Below are 18,959 nucleotides of genomic sequence, written 5' to 3'. Positions count from 1 at the left end.
TATGCCTTGATTTTAGGGCTTAATTAAAGAGCTATACACCTTGCCAGGCTAGGAAGGCAAGGCGTGATAACTCGCGTTAGGCGCGCCATAAGTTACCGTACATAATATTAAGTGCCAGCGTTGAGATGATAACTCTTTAAGAAAATTACCCATCTTGGACAGGTTTGCTATATAATTCAGAATGAGTCTTTTGTCAACGGGTTAATCTACAAAAGGGCTGTCTATGTTTTTACTTTTACGCGCGGGGATGAAGCAATGAATTGGCAGGTCTGGTTTTCAGCCGTACTCTTTTTATTAGTCTACGCAGTAATCATTTCCGAAAAAATTCATCGTACGGTTATAGCCCTGGCGGGGGCAACCCTTATGGTGGTGCTGGGTATCCTGGACTTTAGCGAAGCCATAGGGAAAGTTGATTTTGATACCATCGGCCTTTTGACAGGAATGATGATCATCATCGGCATCACCCGCAAAAGCGGTGTTTTTGAATACACGGCCATCAAGGCCGCCCATAAAACTGGCGGCGACCCGGTTAAAACCATGATAGCCCTCGGCATCGTAACCGCAATTGCCTCGGCTTTCCTTGACAATGTTACCACCGTTCTGCTGATTGTCCCGGTTACCATTTCCATATGCGACGCTTTGGAGATTAACGCCATTCCTGTGTTTATCGCGGAAATAATGGCCTCAAATATTGGCGGAACCGCGACCTTGATCGGCGATCCCCCCAATATTATGATCGCCAGTGCCGCCAATCTGAGCTTTATGGATTTCATCTGCAACCTAACCCCGGCAGTAATCGTGATATTTATAGTTACGATTTTCTTGTTAAAGCTGATTTACGGCCAACAGCTGCAGACCAGCGATGAAAATAAGGCCATGCTCATGGATATGAACCCGGAAGACGCTATAAAGGACCGCCCGCTTATGAATAAGTCCCTGCTGCTTTTAGGTCTTGTAATATTGGGTTTTGTAAGCCATTCCGCTCTCCGTCTGGAACCGGCCGCGATAGCGCTTACCGGGGCCGCCTTTCTACTGCTTATAACCCGCGAAGATCCGGAAGATGTTTTGCAAGGCGTAGAATGGGCCACCTTGTTCTTCTTTATCGGCCTGTTTATCCTGGTGGGAGCTCTGGAAAAGGTGGGAATCATTGAGGATCTGGCCCGGGCCGCGGTTGCAGTAACCAATGGTAATTTAAAGGCTTCTACTTTGCTGATTCTATGGCTTTCCGCCATTGCCTCGGCTTTTATCGACAACATACCCTTTGTGGCCACCTTTATCCCCTTGATAAAAGAGATGGGTACTATTGGCCACATGAATATACTGCCTCTATGGTGGGCGCTTTCTCTGGGAGCGTGTCTGGGCGGCAACGGCACCCTTATAGGGCTTCGGCCAATGTTATTGTTTCGGGAATTGCGGCCCGGGAAGGCTATCCCATGTCTTTTTTGGGCTATATGAAAATAGCCTTCCCTTTAATGCTGGTCTCGATAGTCATTTCCACGATTTATTTAATGGTCTTCTATTTATAGGAATAGGGCGGAGAGCAATACGCCGCGTAGGTTTATTCAGCAAAAAAGAACCCTGCCGATCAATTAAACGCCCCTTCACACTCATTCATGTGCTATTATAGTCGAGGATGCGACAATTATCACTTGGCAGAGGGTATAAAATTGCAGTTCAACTCGTATATTTTTATCCTGGCGTTTTTGCCATTCACATTAACCGCTTATTATCAGTTAAATAAACGGGGATGGACTCCGCTGGCCAAAGCCCTGCTCCTGGTTATGTCCCTGGTTTTTTATTCGTATTTAAACCTCAGTTATCTCTATATCATTGGCGCCAGCATATTCCTGAACTACTTTTTTCCAGGCTGCTGCTGGACTCCGGGCGAACCGTTCCCCAAAAAAGCGGCTGCTCTTTATTGTCATTGCTTTAAACCTGCTGATACTGTTTTATTTTAAATACTACAATTTTTTTATCGAAAATATAAATGTGCTGTTGCGATCTTCTTTGGCCATGAAAAACATTATCCTGCCATTGGGTATCAGCTTCCTGACCTTTCAGCAGATAGCTTACGCGGTTGATTCATACCGGGGGGAAACCGAGGGTTACAGTTTTCTCGACTATGCCGTTTTTGCGGCCTTTTTCCCGCGCTTAATCGCCGGGCCTATCGTTTTGCATCACGAAATCATCCCCCAGCTTAACGAAAGAAAAAATCACAGTATAAATTACGATAATTTTGCATATGGTATCTTGATGTTTACCATCGGCCTGGCTAAAAAGATCTTTATTGCCGATGTTTTTGCCCAGGCGGTGACCTGGGGCTATGGATCGGTTAGTACGTTGACTTCTCTGGATGCGTTTATTGTGATGCTGTCCTATACCTTACAGATTTATTTTGACTTCAGCAGTTATACTGATATGGCGATAGGTATCGGATTAATGTTCAACATCAAGCTGCCGATCAACTTTAATTCGCCGTATAAAGCCCGGTCCATCCAGGATTTCTGGAAAAGATGGCATATTACCTTAACCCGGTTCCTAACCAAATATGTCTATATCCCTCTGGGCGGCAACCGCCAGGGGCCCTTTCGTACCTATGCAAATATCATGATCGTTTTCCTGATCAGCGGCTTATGGCACGGAGCCAACTGGACCTTTGTGCTGTGGGGATTCCTGCATGGCCTGGCCAGTGTCTTGCACAGAAGGTTTGCCCCCGCCTGGAATAAGCTGCATACGGTTTTGCAATGGTTTATAACCTTTTTATTTGTCAACCTTGCCTGGGTGTTTTTCCGGGCGGATACTATCACCCAGGGTTTTGTTCTGATTAAAAAGATGGCGGAGTTAAAATCCCTGGCCGTTTCGCATAGCTTGCTGAAATGTTTTGAGCTGCCGGTAATCACCTGGCTAAAACGGTTGTTTTATTCGGCTCCCTCCGGTTCATGGGCCATTGGGCTTGATATGCTGTTGTTTTTGGCGTTCACCTTTATCATCCTCCTTTTGTTTAAGAACCTGCATGAGATCGAGTTTAAACCCACGTTGCTCAATGGCATGTTAACCGCGGTTCTTCTGGTGTGTTCCATACTATCTATGTCGTCGATTACATCCTTCATTTATCAGGCATTTTAGGGGGTGTGGTGTTTTGAACAAGCAGAAATGGGTCACTTTTGTCCTGGGGGCGGCAGCTGTATGCCTGCTGGTATTAATGGCGCTGAATATTATGGTTGATCCGTTTATGCAGTATCACTCACCCTTGACCGGAATGGAGCCTTACTATAAATATACCCAGGAATACGCCATGTACTGGCTTATCGGCCGAGCCAAAAACACTCCCGCCAAGGCGGTGCTGGTCGGTTCGTCATTGTCGAACTTTATTTCCAGTCATAAGCTTAGCCAACAATCCGGACGCAAGGTTATCGCGCTGAATAAATCTGCGGGTCGGCCCAATATCTACAGCCTGTTCCTGCGGGAATCTCTGCAGCGAAACCATCTGCAGACCATCTATTACGAGCTGAACTTCCCCCATCTGCATATGGAGTATGAAGGCGACATCCCCTTGTATCTCTATAACTCTAACCCCTTTGATGATGTTAAATATGTCCTGAATAAAGACGTAACATCAATGAGCGCATATATACTATTGCGCCGGTTAGGGGAGCAATTTAAGCCCGGCAGCGATGCGAAGCGGGATAAGACATCCGCGATACCGGTGTTTGAGGTTGACCGAAGCCAGAGCACCAGTAAATACAGCACCCTGGCCGTTGCCCGCAGTCTCTATGTCCGTCATAACCAGGTGGCTGACAAGGGTTCTGTGGCTGACTACCGCACTAAAGCCAAGAAAACGGTTGCAGAGCATATCATACCCTTCCTGGAAGATAATCCTGACATCAGATTCGTGTTTTTTATCCCCTGTATCAGCATTTTGAATACCTATGACCTCTGCCGCGAGGGTACGGTCGATGATTATTTAGCCATCCATAAAGATATCATGCTGACCCTTTTGCGATATAACAACGTTGAGATCCATATGTTCAGCGACCTGGAAGGCTTTGTCGACAACCTGGATAATTATAAGGACCGGGTGCATTACGCGCCCCCGGGCGGAGATTTGATATGTGACGGGCTGCAGACGGGGGAATATAGAATCACGGCGAAGAATATTGAGGCCAGATTGCAGCATTTGAAGTCCATGGCTCAATCCTTTGAAATATCCTTTTTGAAGGAAGGTTTCAGCGGTGATGATGTCCTGGAAATGAAGCACCAGCTTATCGCCCTGGGCTATAAATGCCCGGCAGGCAAAGTGTACGACCCACAAACCAGAGACGCGGTGGCAGAGTTTCAAGCTGCTCAAATGCTGGAGGTAACCGGCATCGCTACTGCGGAAACCCGGGCGCTCCTCAAGGAATTATGTAACGCAATACGTTAATATCATACCAGAGTAATTTTTCCCGATGTGCTGGCATTCGCAATCCGATTATCACTTCTTCTGCACACATCAGTAAAGCTGTTCCTCGCCATCCGCCGTATTTTAAACCTGTCCGATTGGTCGCAGGCGTTTAGTATTCTTTATTTGGCTAAGACATGTGCGAATTGAAAACACCCGCCTTAGAACCGCCGCGGTTGGACCTAAATTCCTGTGCTGAACCGCCGGTTGCATTATTGTCTCATTATGGATATTTCACAAGAGAAAAGGATTTATTAAAAAAATATAGAAATATTAATCGGAATTTATGAGGAAACAGCCACAAATTCCCAGGGTCTTATCTTGTACCCCATCCCGTATGTGACTATTTTCGTATATGGTTTGCGGCCTGCAGCCACGGGAGGTTTGTCAGAAAGTTTCAGCGGCTTGCCAAGCCGTTTTGGCATGTACCTGCTGACTACTATTCTATTTCCGCTGTAATGGGGGGTTGGGTTATGTTTAATAAATATTCGTGAACGCGCTAAGGAAGTATGGGATTTGATAGACATAATATTTTGATAGGTGTGATATTTCATGTTTGTCTACCGTAGGAAACATATTAAGACAATACTTCTATCCAGCTTGTTAATTACGATTTTATTAGCCGGTATTATTCCTGTACAGGCAGCATCAGTTATTCCAGGCGCTGACGATAAGACTATGCCAAATCATAAAATCTCTTTTAGCGATGTTGCTTCGGAAAGCCCGCTTTATCCTTCTGTCAGGTATATGGCTGAAAAAGGCATATTTAAAGGGTTCCCCGACGGCAGTTTCCGTCCGGCTGAGAATATAACCCGTGCCCAGACCGCCAAAATACTGGCTGTAGTCAAAGGATTACCGGAGATTAAGGCCAAAACCCCGGCCTTTAGTGATGTGCCCGCTGATTACTGGGCCTTTGGTGCTATAGAGGCCGCGGCTAAAAACGGGCTGCTCAAAGGCTATCCCGGCGGTACATTCAAACCTGAGGGCATTCTTACCAGAGCCGAAGCCGTAACCCTTTTGATGAACCTATCCGGAGGAGCCCTTTCTGACGAAAAGATGACCATCGGCGACGTAAACCAGAATCACTGGGCCTACCGTCAGGTAGTGACGGCTGTTGACGCGGGCCTGGTAACACTGTCCCCCGATAAACTCTTTAACCCCGACCGGGAATTTCGCCGCGGCGACATGGCCCGCAGTCTTGGTTTCATGTATACCGTTAGCCCTGCCTTGCGCAACACCGCTCTTTCCGGCAAACTGGTAGTTAAAAAAGGGGAAGCGATTATCACCGGCAGCAGCGGAATTGCCAATAAAGTCACAGGTGAGACCCGGGTACAAGCAGGGGTTAAAATTAATACAGGCGACAACAGTCAAGCCGAGATTACTTTTGACGATGGCAGCGGTATCCAATTGGAGGCCAATACGGAAATCCGGATCGATAAGGCGATTGGCTTTAATTATATGAGAAAAGATGGCTCATCCGGCGTGGCTGTTGACCAGCTGGAAATCAGCCTGAAGAAGGGCAGAATTTTCGGCGCACTGGCCAGCAAATACGATGCGGAAACTCAGCCGGGAAGCAACCAAAAGAAAACCGGCCGTATAATCGAAAATTTCAGGAAATTGACCGCTTTAAAGGATGGGGGGCTTATGCTCCTGGCTGCTAATGACCAGTCCCCGCCCTGGTATAAGACCGCCGAGACTAAAAAGGTTAGGGTAAAGGTCGATATGCCCTGGGGGGTGGCCGCCATCCGGGGTACTTTCTGGGGAAACTTCGTCTCTCCCAGCGGAGAGAGCAGCACATCCGTAATTATCGGCAACGCTGAGGTTATCTCCGGCGGCCAAACCGTACCCGTAAGCACCGGTCAGTCAACCGTGGTAGCGGCCAGCGGCGCGCCACCCGCAGCTCCAGCCGCGTTTTCCCAGGCTGAGCAACAGGCCTGGGCGGTTGTGGCAAACTGGGTAATCGAACGCGCTCAGGAAATACAGAACAACCTGCCGCCTTCACTGGCCCCGGCCATCCAGTCACCCGAGATACCAGTCGACCAGCCGGTAACACCAGTTCAGCAGAATAATGTTAATCAGCCGCAGCAGGCAACAACAGTAAATGTTGTGCATGTCGTTGTGCAGTCGCTGTCGCAAGCCACCGGTGTTCCAGTAGCAACCTTAATGAACTCTGTCCCTAATACACCGGTTGTCACCCCGCCTGCCGTTACAGCGCCAGCCGGCGGTGGCGGCGGCGGCGGCGCCGCCTCATATCAAGCTAATACTATGACCATAGATACCAGTACTGTCACCGGGAGCATCTTCTCTCTGCCGGTTGTACTGTACAATGCTGCTGATATATATGCTGTCAGCTTTAAAATATCTTTTAATAACCAGTACCTGCAAGCGGTATCCGTGCAGGCCAATACTTCCGCCTTTCCGCTGGTTATCGCCAACGATGCGGATAACAGCGCCGGCACCGTTCGCCTGATTGCCAGCAAGCAAGGCAGCACGGCCGGAGCCAGCGGCAATGTCCAAGCCGGCACCATAACCTTCAGGGTTATTGGTAACGGGATGAGCAATCTCACCTTTTTGGAAGGCAGCCTTTGTAACAGCACTCCTTCAACGCTAACCCCTGTCCTTATTAACACTTCGGTTAATGTTTCCGCGAGTGTTACGGGGGGCAGCGGAACCAACCGGATATGGCTGGATACCTCCGGTGTGTCTGGCAGCCAGTTCAGTATTCCGGTTAAAGCGTCTTATACCAGCGACCTGTACGGAGCCGATGTGACTATCTCATTTGACAAGAACAAACTGGAAGCATTGAGCGTTGCCGCCAATACCAGCCAGTTTCCCATTGTGGCCGTTTCCTCCGCGGATAACGCCAACGGCACCGTCACCCTGGTCTTGACCCGCCAGGGGAACTCAGCGGGTCTTAGCGGGGAGGTCACCCTGGGCTCAATAAGTTTCCGTGTACTATCTCCGGGCACCAGCTTACTGAGTTTTGCCAATGCCCGGTTATGCGACAGCCAGCTTAATTACACCAGTGTTAACGCGGTTAATTCAAGTATTACTTTTTAATCTACTGGGGAGGTCTTAATAGTGAAGAAAAAGCAATTATTAATCGGTTTAATTTTTGTGGCCCTGCTCGTTTTTGCGGCGCCAGCAATGGCATTTGATGATGGTTCAGGTTCGGGTGGCGGCAGTGCCCCTCCGAGCGGTAATATAGTGGATGTTAGCTGTCCCTGTCCCGCATCATTTTCGATTGGCGGCGGCCCGGTGAATATTACATTAACAGAAGGCGAAGCCGGTTCCCTGCTTCCAAACACCCCAGGTGTGACCTTGACGCTTCCCAACGGTTTTGGGTGGGGAACTGCAGTCGCTAACAGTGTTTATGACGCGCAGACCGTTTCATGTACGGTGTTGAATTACGGACGAACTATGGCATTTACTCCTGATTTTCCTTCCTCAAACGCTAACACGGTTAATGTGACGGCAGATATATTAGTGACAGACCAGTTAGCGGCTCTATCGGGTGATGTTATCTGCCAGGTGGGCGGCGTTTCCAACGTTTCTGTAACCACATTGAAGGTGGGCGCTTATACCGCCCCGGTAAATGTAGTCAATCCTGCCATTCATGCAACATCCAGCAGTTATCCCACCATCATGGCCGGGAAAATGAACCAGACTATAGGGGATATTACCATCAATGAGGACAGCGCCGGACAGTTAGCAGCCGGCGGAACCATAAATTTCATTTTGCCGGAAGGGGCTTACTGGAATACCGTGCCTTCAATTTATACATCAAGCGGCAATGCCTTATTGCCAAATGGAGTTATTATGAGTAATCACCCCAATATATACCAGGCTGTGGTTGCTTGTCCCTCGACCTCTGCTTCGGCTTTTATTTTCAGAAGGGGTACGATTGATTTATCAGCTGATTTTAGAGGCGATTTGAATATCACCGTCAGCGGCAGCGCCGGCGCCTCCGGTGTGGTTAAGGCAGCCGCCGTTATCGCTCCGGTAACGGCCGCCCTGGAACCAGGTTTTGAACCTTCCACAATAATATGCGGGATACAGGACCAAGCTCTGCCCAACATTACGATTACCGAGAATATGCCGGGGGCCATTTCGATGTCAACTGCTTCTAATACCCTTTTAATACAGTTTCCATCGGGTGTGACCCCTTCATTCCCTACGGTTCAGGTAACCGCCGGTGATTTAGTTATTAATCCTTCATCTATATCTAGATATTATAACGCTGGACGCTGGGGTTACTCGATTGCGCTCCAGTACTCCAGTACTCAGCCCAGTACCATAACCTTCAGCAATATTAAAGTTACTGTAGATCAAAACGTGCCGGTAGGTCCGCTCAGAATGGATATATGCGGTCAAGGTGTTGTAGAAACCGCCATGCCAATGTTGTTCCCGGGCGCAACGGCTGCCGCGAGGGTTACTGCCGGTCAGGTTTACTTGACGGCCCCGGTCGTAAACAACGGTATATCAGTATCCGGACTGGTTCAGCTGGAAAACGGTTATGACTCCGGTGTCAATGTGTCCCTGGTGAACTCATCGACGGGCGCCGCCGCCATGCAGGTCTTCACTGATGCCAGCGGGAACTACCAGTTTGCCAACGTGCCGCCCGGAACTTACCAGGTGGTAGTAACCCATAAAGGCTTCCTGAGATCGACTTGCAGCGGTATTACGGTATCCACAAGCGCGGTCAGTGCTCCGCCGCTATCTATGAAAGCAGGGGATCTGAACGGTGACGCCAGGATCGATTTATTGGATATTGCTATATTTGCTAAAAACTACGGCAGCGTAGGAAATTAGTCTTATTAGATTGCCGCGTCGCTGCGCTCCTCGCAATGACAGTAAGGTTATTCCCGAAGGTAACCTTTTATTGTGTCATTGCGAGCACAGCGAAGCAATCTTCCCCCGCTTTTCCTATACTTAAATCAAGCCGGCAATCCATCTCCTGGAAAGCCGGCAAATCTGTCTTCATTTGGCGGAGGCGTGTGCGAATCGAACACACCCACCGTGGGACCACCACGGCGCAGACTGGATTTGAAGTCCAGGCGGCCCACCAGGACCGATCCGCCTCCGTATGTCTGCGGGCTTATGCAGCCGCACTAATGAGTATATAACCGCTGTCGTAAAATGTCAAATAGCTCTCCGCCAAGCGGCCAGGTTTCTGTGATCTGGTTGCTGACGGTGTTGGTTTAAACGCTGCCATCCTGGGTCAATACCGAATCTATTTCATAACCTTTGCTAATCATATCATCAATAACTGGCTGGTAATCAAGTGTTTCCATCCGCAGGATAACCTTATATTTCTCCAGTTTTTCATCAAAATAAACCACAATATTGGATATGTTAATGCCCCGCGCACCTATCAGCCCGGTAATTTCGGCCAGGCTGCCGGGGCGGTCTTTGGCAATGAAATCTATGCGGGTATGAGGCGTGTGTACGCCTAAGATATCTATTAAGGCTCCAAAAATATCGGTTTCGGTAATGATGCCTGCTAATTTGCCGTTTTGAACCACGGGCAGCCCGCTAACTTTTTTATCCCGCATGATTTTGGCGGCGGTTTCGATATAGTCTTCCGGATCGACCGTAAGCAGCTGCTGCTTTTTAGGAACGATATCCCGTATCCTGGTTCTGGCCAATATATAATTCAGTTCATGAATTGAGAGGCTGGTGGCTGATGACGGCGAAGCCTGGTTAAGGTCTGCCAGGGTTATTATCCCGGCCAGGCTGCCATTTTCCATAACCGGCAGACGGCGGATATTGTTTTCCTTCATCAAGCGGAAGGCTTCCGTGATGCTGTCGTTCATATCCACCGTGCGCACATTTTCCTTCATACGGTCCTTAACTTTCACCTTAAATCCCCCTTCCAAAATCTATAGACGCGGATAACTCAAGTTTCACCATCGGCCGGTTAATGCGCCCAGAACAAATTCGCTCTCCGGGCAATCTTTCCCGGTCACTTCGCAATTCTGTGTGTATCTGTGTTAAATAGGTCTATTTCCCCTACCCGCCCAGGTAGGCTTTCTTAACTTCCTCGCTGTTCATAAGCTCCTGGGCTCTGCCCTGCAATACTATTTCCCCGGTTTCGATAACATAGGCCTTATCCGCAATGGACAGTGCCATATTAGCGTTTTGCTCCACCAGCAGAATGGTGGTGCCGCGTTGATTTATCTCCTTAATAATAGAGAATATCTCTTTGACCAGCAGCGGCGCCAGTCCCATAGACGGTTCATCCATCAGCATCAGGCTGGGCCGGGCCATCAAGGCGCGGCCAATGGCCAGCATCTGCTGTTCGCCTCCGGAAAGGGTTCCGGCTAGTTGTTTGCTGCGTTCACGCAGGCGCGGGAAACGGCTGAACACGTTTTCCATGTCCGCCGCGATGGCTTTCTTGTCTTTACGCAGGTAAGCCCCCATCTCCAGATTTTCCAGTACGCTCAGGGAAGGAAATACGCGGCGGCCTTCGGGAACCTGAGATATCCCCAGGCCCACGATTTTTTCCGGCGGGATTTTGGTTATGTCGTTATTATTAAATAAAATCCTGCCGGTTTTAGGACGCAGCAGGCCGGAAACGGTCTTTAAGGTAGTGGTTTTGCCTGCTCCATTGGCCCCGATCAAGGTTACTATACTTCCCTCTTCCACCTCGAGGGACAATCTTTTTAGGGCATGGATAGCGCCGTAATACACATCGATTTCATCTATTCGCAGCATCAAACGAGGCTCCTCTCTCTTATCAGCCCATACGCACCCGCATATCCCCCACCCGGCGGGTAAAGCGTATTTTGTCATAATATTCAATCAACGGCAGGGTATACTTTCTGGACGTATCGAACAGATCCCGCGCCGTTGCCAGGCTGAGCTCCTTTTCCCTGGCAAAATATTCATTTAGTATTCTTTGACCCTCTTCTATAGCCTTTTTGGAAAAATAGATTTCCGGCTGACTTTTATTAATACGCCGGTATCAAGCAGGTAAGCGATCAATTCCGCGAATTCTGCTTCGCCCTGTCCGCTCAAGTTTTTTAACTCCTCCAGAGCCGGGGGGCTGAACAGGTTGCTTCCGCCCTTTGCACTATTTGATTAATGATCCCCTGCAGTTTTTCACCCGGAACTGGCTGGTGTCCAGCTATCATTAACTGGTTATTGAAGCTGTTCAGGCTGCCCTGGTCTTCCAGGTATTTTATAAGCAGGTTAAAGGCCTTGGGGTTTATGTTTTTGAAGAAACGGCTGCGCATATCCTCGCGGGGATATCCAGGACGAAGGGGATACTGTTTATGGTAGGCTTCCAGGGTTTTAACCATGTGCTCGTTTATCAGCTGCAGCCCGTACATGCTTATATAACCCTGATCTTTTAGTTCCCATACCTTTTCATCATCTTTGAGCTGTTCCATTTCTTCTTTAACCCGGGACTGTTCCTGCCCGGTGCGGCGGGCCAGTTCCTGTACCGCCAGGACTTCTTCAGGATTGGTTTCCAGTTCGTGCAGGAGAATATCGTAGAGGCTGCCTTCTTCTTTTATGGCCAGTTCGTCCAGAACGTCTTCCCGGAAACGCTTTTGTTTGGGGGCCACGGGGTCGATGATGATACCTCCGCCAATGGTTGTTACCGGCGAATAAAAGCGCACAACAAAACGGTCGCTTTTGGCGGCTACTACGGCTTTTTCCATGACAATCTGGGCATAGGCCTCTTCCCCGGGCAGTATTTCATCCCTATCCAGAAGGACGATGCGGCCCAGGGTTTCATCAGTACCCAGGTGAAACCTGATGCGATTCCAGTTTTTCAGGCTGCGCGGGCTGGTTTTAAGTAAATGCAGCCGCGTGTCCAGGCGATAGCTGGGAGTCAGATAACCGGGAGTGGCCAGGAGGTAGCCGCGTTTAATATCGGCTACTTCTATGCCTTGCAGATTAACCGCAACTCGCTGCCCGGCATAAGCGTCATCAACTTTTTCATTATGTACCTGCAGGGTACGTATTTTTACGTTGCGTTTAACCGGCATCAGTTCCAGGGTTTCCCCGGTGTGAATCTTGCCGGACCACAGGGTCCCGGTAACCACGGTGCCAAACCCGGATATGGTAAAAACCCGGTCAATCGGCAGGCGCGCCTGACCAAAAGCTGGTTTTTCCTGCACCTCCCCGGCCATTTTTTCCAACTGCGCCAACAGTTCCTGTATGCCCTCACCCTTCGGAGCTGATACGGCTATTATCGGTGATCCGCGTAAAATAGTACCGTCAATGTAGTCCTTGATTTCCTCTTCCATCAGAGCCAGCCATTCTTCATCTACTAAATCCTTTTTGGTTATAACAATAATCCCCTGCTTAACCCCGAGCAGCTCAATAATATCCATGTGTTCGCGGGTCTGAGGCATTACTCCCTCATCAGCGGCGATAGTCAGCAGGACTATATCTATCCCGAAGGCTCCGGCCAGCATGTGGCGGATAAAGCGTTCGTGCCCTGGCATGTCCACTATGGCGGCCTTCTGTCCCCCGGGTAATTCAAACGGAGCGAAGCCCAGTTCTATGGATATCCCTCTTTCCTTTTCCTCCTTGAGACGGTCGGTGTCCAGCCCGGTAAGCGCTTTTACGAGGGTGGTTTTGCCGTGGTCTATATGCCCGGCGGTGCCGATGACAAACCTCTTCATTTTTATCCTCCAGATTAGTAATTAACGCGGTCTCATTAGGATTTATACGGAGTATAATTAAGAAATTGGCCGTCTAATCCTCCAGAGCCTGGCAGAGCAGTTCGGCAACCAGTTCTATCTCTTTTTCCAACAGGGTGCGCACGCTGATAATCATGGCATCCTCCTGGCGGCGGACAACTACAGCCGGTTCATGAGACGGAGCCTTTGGGCCGCGTTCTCCAGGCTTATGCCCTTAAATCTTATCTCTAGGCCGTATCCCGGGACAAGATAGGTGGGATAGGCCCCGCCTCCCACCATATCATCCAGCCGTATAAGCGACAGTTTTTCTATATACTTATGGGTGCGAATTCTTGTTTCTAATGTCATATATAGTTTTTCCGCGCGTTCTTCCAGGTCTTCCAGGCTGTATTCCAGCATTCTGATTACCGGAATATTCTGGTCCGGTTTGCCGTTCAGATATTCCAGCAGAGTTCCTTCCAGGGCCGCAATCGTAAGTTTGTCCACGCGCAAGGCCCTGGTTAACTGGTTCTTCTTCATAGCTTCTATATAAACCTTTTTACCGATGATAATTCCCGCCTGAGGCCCGCCCAGGAGTTTGTCCCCGCTGAAGGTTATAATATCTGTACCCGCGGCCAGGCATTCCTGAACCGTTGGTTCTTCTCCTAGCTTCCAGCTGGGGGAACGATAGAGAATCCCGCTGCCCAGATCCTGCATAACCGCTATGCCTTTTTCCTGACCCAGCCTGACCAGTTCCGCCAATTCTACCTCCGCCGTAAAACCGATTATCTTATAGTTGGAGGTATGCGCGGCAAAAAGCAGGGCGGTATTTTCATTTATAGCCGCAGCAAAATCGCTGATATAGGTTTTATTGGTAGTGCCCACTTCCACCAGCCTGGCTCCGCTGAGTTTCATCACTTCAGGTATGCGAAATGCGCCGCCTATTTCCACCAGCTGTCCGCGGGAAACGATAACTTCCCGCTGGTCTGCTAAAGTGGACAAGCCCAACAGAACCGCGGCCGCATTATTATTCACTACCAGCGCCGCCTCGGCGCCGGTCAATTCCCGCAGCAAGTCCTCGACATGGTCGTAACGCGAGCCGCGCTGCCCTTTTTCCAGGTTCATCTCCAGGTTATTGTAATTCCTGGCCATTTCGCTCATATAATGCAGGGCTCGTTCCCCGAGCGGCGCCCGTCCCAGGTTGGTATGCAAAACCACTCCGGTCCCGTTAATAACCCTTTTCAGGCTTCCCTGGCTTTGCGCTGCTGCTGTTTGCCGCATTTTTTCTATAACCAGGCCCATAATCTGTTCCCGCTCCAGGTCATTCTGGCTGGAGCGCAGCTCCTGTCTGGTATCCTCTACCGCTTTTCTGATAATGCGCACCACAAAGTCCCGGTTATGTTTTTCAATCATTTCCAATACCGGCCTTTGTGCCAGGATTTCGTCTATAGGGGGTATGTTTTTTAAATTTGCCATCGAAACCTCCCCGATGTTTTGCATCAATTTGTCAATATTATAACGCATGTTAATTCGAAAATAGCCACAGATTAACCGCGATTATCACAGAATTAGTTTTTTTTTGCCCCTCCCATACAGGCTGTTTTCACGTATGATGTGACCTATTACTATAATCGCTTATGCACAATAAACGAGCCGGGTCTGCTTTGATTTTACCGAAAATACCCTTTGGGCACTAATCCTAATCGTTCGGTCAGTTTTAAATAAAGGCCCTTAATTATTTTCCGGCATAAAGCTATAAGTATGGCTACTCCTAGTATGCCGAATAACGGGTATATCTTTCCTACTAATCCGGAAAAACTTTGCCCCGATACCGGCAGGGCCAGAGTCATGCACAAAAATAGACTGGCACTGTAACTAATCCCAGTAAGACGGGCAAAACGCTGGGCAAACCCGTAAGCGTTGGCTATGGCGGTTGTTAGTATCCCCATCCACAGGACCAGGGTATAAACCCTTTTGGCTGTCAGCGATATCTGCCCGGCAACATACAGCATCGGCACCTCATACTGCAGAACCATGGGCAGATATTTGTGCAGGGCCAGATAATTCAATACTACCATTGTCCCCAACACCAGCCCTCCCCAAACCGCACCCCTTATCCCTTCTTTGCGGCTGGTTACCGGCTGGTAAGCGGTTAATACCACCATGGCCAGGGCAAAATTATAGGCTACATATAGAACGCTGGATAGCGCCCAAAACTCAGGCTGGGCCGGCAAAACCAAGGGTGTAAAACTGGCCGGTTGGCTGCTGTTCAGAAAGAAGGCGGCGTACCCGGAGATCAGCAGCAACAGCAGCAGCTTTAAAGGCACCAGCAGATTATAAGACATAATCAATCCCTTTTTGCCAGTGATCAGAAATATTCCTACTGCCGCATAAGCTAAAAAAATCCCCAGGTTCTTGGGCAGATAAAGGTGCTCGTAAAACACAGCCCCGCTGGCGGATAACATAGTGCTTATGCCTAAAAACAGAAATAAGGCCAGTATAGCGTCGACTATAATCCCGGCGCGCGGTCCCATCAGATGACTGATCATATTCTGGTAATTACTGATTTTAGCCTGGTGCGCGGTGTACATGAGCAGTCCCCCGCTTAAAGCGAACAGTATCGTGGCCAGGACAGCGCCTTTGCAGCCATGGCTGCCATAAGCCACAAAAAACTGCATGATTTCCTGCCCGGATGCGAACCCGGCGCCGACAACCGCGCCCAGGTATCCCATCACCAGCATCATAGACGCATTCAGTGAGCGCATTTTTAATCCCTCGATTTCAGCACGTTATGCTTCATTAATATTCACTTTCCTGTGCAAATACGGCATAAAAATATTCCCATCAGTCAAGAATATTGAGCATAGATGTGAAGGCTAAAGTCCCCTTGCGCCTTTGGCCAAAGGTGAAGGGCCTTGCTTTACCATATCTTTATCACATTTGACAGTCATAACTAATCTTGCTGGCATAGTATGGAATTGCAGGGAGGAATTAGCGTTGGTGGTTAATAAGGCCCCTAATATTACGGAAAAATATTCGTGCCATTATGAGGATCCCCACTGCCTGACTCGCTTGGAAAACGCTATTTATACAAATTTACTTGAGATGAATTCGACTTTTTCCCGGGATATTATATACCTGTGTATAGGTACAGACCGGGCTACTGGGGATTGTCTGGGCCCCCTGGTTGGAAGCCGCCTAAAGGCGCTGCTTCCGTCTGCCTCCATATATGGCACCCTGGAGGAGCCTGTTCATGCGGTCAATCTGCATGAGGCCCTGGACAATATTATGAGAGACGCTGACCAGCCCCTGGTGATAGCGGTTGACGCCTGCCTGGGAAATATTGAACGTATAGGGTATATCAATATTAAAAAGGGTAGTCTGAAGCCCGGTTCAGCAGTTAAGAAGGTTCTGCCTGAAGTGGGGGATTTTCATATCTCCGGCGTGGTAAATGTAGGGGGCTTTTTTGAACATATGGTCTTGCAGAATACTCGTCTTTTTACGGTTTACCAGATGGCGGATATTATCTCTAAAAGCCTTTATATCGCGCAGTTTCGTTATACCCGCCGCAGCCAGCAATATGCGGCTGAACACCTGGAGGATCATGCTTGATTGCGTTTTAATATTGCAATGACTTCATCATCATTTACTGTGCTAAAGTCATCGTAAAATTGTCCTACGGCATAAAACCTTTCCGGTATTTCCAAAGCGATAATTTCATCAACGACCTCCCTGAGATCCAGATAAGCGTTCCCGGCGCTGACCGGCACGGCAATAATTACTTCCTGACTGTCCTGCCGTTTAAGATAATGCACTGCGGCTTTGAGGGTGAACCCGGTGGCTATGCCATCATCAGTGAGCAGTACCCGTTTGCCTTTTAAATCAACCTTGGGCCGGTTTTTACGGTAATATAACAACCGTTTCTCCATCTGCCGCAGTACTTCCATGGCCATCCTGTCAATGGTTTCCTTGTCTATATCCAATAGATGCATGACCCGGTCGTGAATTAATACTCCCCCATCGGGAGTTACCGCGCCTATAGCATATTCATCCATTTCCGGAGACCCTATTTTACGAGCCATGACAATATCCATAGGACAGGAAAAATAACCGGCGATAACTTCTGCTACGACAACTCCCCCCCGGGGTACTCCCAGGACCAGGTCAAAGTCTATCTTGCGCTGCTTCAATTCTTCGGCCAGCAAATATGCTGCTTCCCGGCGATTTTTAAACAACGACTTACCTCCCATATTTTAAGGTTTGAGCGAACACGCTGTCGCCATACTTGCGGGACGCCGTAAGCCACGGATGAAAACCGCTGCTTTGTGACCTGCAGTGCTTTATAATGCGGTCCCATCGTGTCATTACGAGCGGCAAAGCACCAATCTATCCCGTGAATTCAGCCTTTTTCACTATCCTGTCGCTGAGTTCTTTTGTTTACAAACACTTCGCTTTTTTCCTTATTCATAGACATACGGGAAGATCCCTGCAGGATGCCTCCTTCTTCAATACTGATGGAGCTGCAGATTATGTCCCCATTCATCTGGCCGGTGGAGGTTATCTCCAGACGCCCGCCCGCGTGAACCGTTCCCTCGACTTTTCCTGCCAAAATAATATTATTGACCCTTATTTCGCCCTTAATATGCGCTTTTTCCCCCAATACCAGGTCACCCTTGAGGTTTAATTTCCCTTCAACCGCTCCATCAACGCGAATTGACCCTTGCGCCGCAACATCTCCTTTTATTTCCACTCCGGCAGCTATTATGCTCTCAATGTTCTGGTAAGGCCTGTCTTTTTTAAACAAAATCACACCTCCGAGATGGTCATACATAATAAGGGGTTCTTTTTTCAGGGTAAATAAAGCATAGGATCCACGGCCTGATCACCCTGAAATACGGTAAAATGCAGATGCGGTCCCGTGCTGTGCCCGGTACTCCCCATCAGAGCAATCGGATCACCCTTTTTAACCTTATCGCCTTCTTTCACCAACAGGGCAGAGTTATGCCCATAACGGGTTGTCAGCCCCTGGCCGTGATAGATTTCAATCGTCCGGCCGTAAGCGGGTTTCCAGGCGGAATAGGTTACCGTCCCGTCGCCAGCCGCAACAATTGTGACCCCGGAAACATTGGCTATATCTATGCCGTTGTGATAAGTCTCTTTTCTAGATCCGAAAGGAGAGCGGCGCCAGCCGAACTCTGAGCTTACCTCTCCTTCAGCCGGCCACTGGTTGGGCAGGCTGTGATAATAAGCCGGGTCCTTGTTTACGCGGGAAACTATGGCTTCCAGTTCTTCTTCCTGTGCCGCCAGGTCCTGCTCTAATTGACGCAAGAGTTCCCCTGCGTGAGATGAGTCTCCCGCAACAAACGATTCATCCTCGCCGCCTTTCCCGCCTTTGGCGTCTTTTCCCGGCGGGGTTTTTTTGCTCTTAATCCCCACCAGTTTTTTAACCTGTTCCTGTTTTTCTTCAATAGCCTTTTGTTTGGCGGCTATATCCTCCAGGTTCTTTGTAAGCGCTTCCAGTTCCATGTTCTTTTGTTTGTACTGGGCTTTGATCTGCTGCATATTATGAATTTCTTTGAGATTATAGAAATAAATCGACCCCAGGCTGATAAAAATCACCAGGATTACACCCAGACTAATTACTGCTGTACTCAGCAGAGCCCGGGACAGATTTATGTTAAACGGTTTGGCCGTGGCGCCCGGCATTATTATCAGGTTCCAGGACTGGTCCTTCTTCTTCTTGCTCCTTTTCATTTCGTTCCTCTTCTTAAACTAGAATTACTGCCCCTTGATTATTATTGACCGTTTTTATGTAATAGTAACAATAATACGCCAGCTTGTAAAATTGTCAGGAATATGCGGTGGTTTAAGGAAGCGGTTCC

15 protein-coding genes, 1 tRNA gene and 1 pseudogene are annotated in these 18,959 nt (G+C 48.9%); 7 read left to right on the top strand and 10 right to left on the bottom strand.

What is annotated here, in order from left to right; all coding sequences use genetic code 11:
- Positions 1-255: 255 nt before the first annotated feature.
- The 6 genes and pseudogenes from JCM14374_RS08655 (at position 256) to JCM14374_RS08630 (ending at position 9,253) form a co-directional block, all read left to right on the top strand.
- Positions 256-1,526: pseudogene (locus JCM14374_RS08655) on the top strand (ArsB/NhaD family transporter).
- Positions 1,527-1,667: 141 nt separating this feature from the next.
- A complete protein-coding gene (locus tag JCM14374_RS14695) occupies positions 1,668-1,958 on the top strand; it encodes a hypothetical protein (protein ID WP_054696107.1) in 291 nt (96 codons plus the stop codon).
- Between the two features lie 55 nt (positions 1,959-2,013).
- A complete protein-coding gene (locus JCM14374_RS08645; protein ID WP_369397327.1) occupies positions 2,014-3,126 on the top strand; it encodes an MBOAT family O-acyltransferase in 1,113 nt (370 codons plus the stop codon).
- A gap of 13 nt (positions 3,127-3,139) precedes the next feature.
- Positions 3,140-4,423 carry a peptidoglycan-binding domain-containing protein gene (locus tag JCM14374_RS08640; RefSeq protein ID WP_054696100.1) on the top strand — a complete coding sequence of 428 codons (1,284 nt, stop codon included), beginning with the start codon at positions 3,140-3,142 and terminating at the stop codon, positions 4,421-4,423.
- Positions 4,424-4,993: 570 nt separating this feature from the next.
- The gene (locus JCM14374_RS08635) at positions 4,994-7,501 is read left to right on the top strand and encodes an S-layer homology domain-containing protein (RefSeq protein ID WP_054696097.1); all 2,508 of its coding nucleotides are present in this window, start codon (positions 4,994-4,996) and stop codon (positions 7,499-7,501) included.
- 21 nt (positions 7,502-7,522) lie between these two features.
- Entirely contained in the window at positions 7,523-9,253 is a 1,731-nt protein-coding gene (locus JCM14374_RS08630; RefSeq protein WP_054696094.1) for a carboxypeptidase regulatory-like domain-containing protein, read from the top strand.
- A 173-nt stretch (positions 9,254-9,426) separates the two neighbouring features.
- On the opposite strand, the gene JCM14374_RS13555 is transcribed toward JCM14374_RS08630, so the two are convergent.
- The 7 genes from JCM14374_RS13555 to JCM14374_RS08605 all read right to left on the bottom strand — a co-directional run bounded on the left by JCM14374_RS13555 (position 9,427) and on the right by JCM14374_RS08605 (position 15,842).
- Positions 9,427-9,525: transfer RNA gene (locus JCM14374_RS13555), tRNA-Sec, on the bottom strand.
- A gap of 117 nt (positions 9,526-9,642) precedes the next feature.
- Positions 9,643-10,302: a CBS and ACT domain-containing protein gene (locus tag JCM14374_RS08625; protein WP_054696091.1), complete on the bottom strand. Its 660-nt coding sequence runs from the start codon at positions 10,300-10,302 to the stop codon at positions 9,643-9,645.
- 151 nt (positions 10,303-10,453) lie between these two features.
- Entirely contained in the window at positions 10,454-11,158 is a 705-nt protein-coding gene (locus JCM14374_RS08620; RefSeq protein ID WP_054696089.1) for an ABC transporter ATP-binding protein, read from the bottom strand.
- A 22-nt stretch (positions 11,159-11,180) separates the two neighbouring features.
- Positions 11,181-11,282: a SelB domain-containing protein gene (locus JCM14374_RS14690; RefSeq protein WP_242848928.1), complete on the bottom strand. Its 102-nt coding sequence runs from the start codon at positions 11,280-11,282 to the stop codon at positions 11,181-11,183.
- A 184-nt stretch (positions 11,283-11,466) separates the two neighbouring features.
- Positions 11,467-13,080, bottom strand: coding sequence for a selenocysteine-specific translation elongation factor (gene selB / locus JCM14374_RS08615; RefSeq protein ID WP_242848917.1), 1,614 nt, complete (start codon positions 13,078-13,080; stop codon positions 11,467-11,469).
- Between the two features lie 177 nt (positions 13,081-13,257).
- Positions 13,258-14,553: an L-seryl-tRNA(Sec) selenium transferase gene (gene selA / locus JCM14374_RS08610; RefSeq protein WP_242848916.1), complete on the bottom strand. Its 1,296-nt coding sequence runs from the start codon at positions 14,551-14,553 to the stop codon at positions 13,258-13,260.
- Positions 14,554-14,747: 194 nt separating this feature from the next.
- Positions 14,748-15,842, bottom strand: coding sequence for a YkvI family membrane protein (locus JCM14374_RS08605; RefSeq protein ID WP_174876282.1), 1,095 nt, complete (start codon positions 15,840-15,842; stop codon positions 14,748-14,750).
- 235 nt (positions 15,843-16,077) lie between these two features.
- Here JCM14374_RS08605 and yyaC point away from each other — a divergent pair, with 235 nt between their 5' ends.
- A complete protein-coding gene (gene yyaC, locus JCM14374_RS08600) occupies positions 16,078-16,689 on the top strand; it encodes a spore protease YyaC (protein WP_242848927.1) in 612 nt (203 codons plus the stop codon).
- Here yyaC and JCM14374_RS08595 read toward each other — a convergent pair.
- The 3 genes from JCM14374_RS08595 to JCM14374_RS08585 form a co-directional block, all read right to left on the bottom strand.
- The gene (locus JCM14374_RS08595; RefSeq protein WP_054696088.1) at positions 16,680-17,312 is read right to left on the bottom strand and encodes a phosphoribosyltransferase; all 633 of its coding nucleotides are present in this window, start codon (positions 17,310-17,312) and stop codon (positions 16,680-16,682) included. The genes yyaC and JCM14374_RS08595 overlap by 10 nt on opposite strands.
- 164 nt (positions 17,313-17,476) lie before the next feature.
- Positions 17,477-17,881 carry a bactofilin family protein gene (locus JCM14374_RS08590; protein ID WP_054696085.1) on the bottom strand — a complete coding sequence of 135 codons (405 nt, stop codon included), beginning with the start codon at positions 17,879-17,881 and terminating at the stop codon, positions 17,477-17,479.
- A 44-nt stretch (positions 17,882-17,925) separates the two neighbouring features.
- The gene (locus tag JCM14374_RS08585; RefSeq protein ID WP_054696082.1) at positions 17,926-18,831 is read right to left on the bottom strand and encodes a M23 family metallopeptidase; all 906 of its coding nucleotides are present in this window, start codon (positions 18,829-18,831) and stop codon (positions 17,926-17,928) included.
- Positions 18,832-18,959 lie beyond the last annotated feature (128 nt).

The organism is Syntrophomonas palmitatica JCM 14374 (assembly GCF_001311885.1).
Taxonomy (GTDB): Bacteria; Bacillota; Syntrophomonadia; order Syntrophomonadales; family Syntrophomonadaceae; genus Syntrophomonas_A; species Syntrophomonas_A palmitatica.
This window is presented reverse-complemented; position numbering and strand designations above follow the sequence as displayed.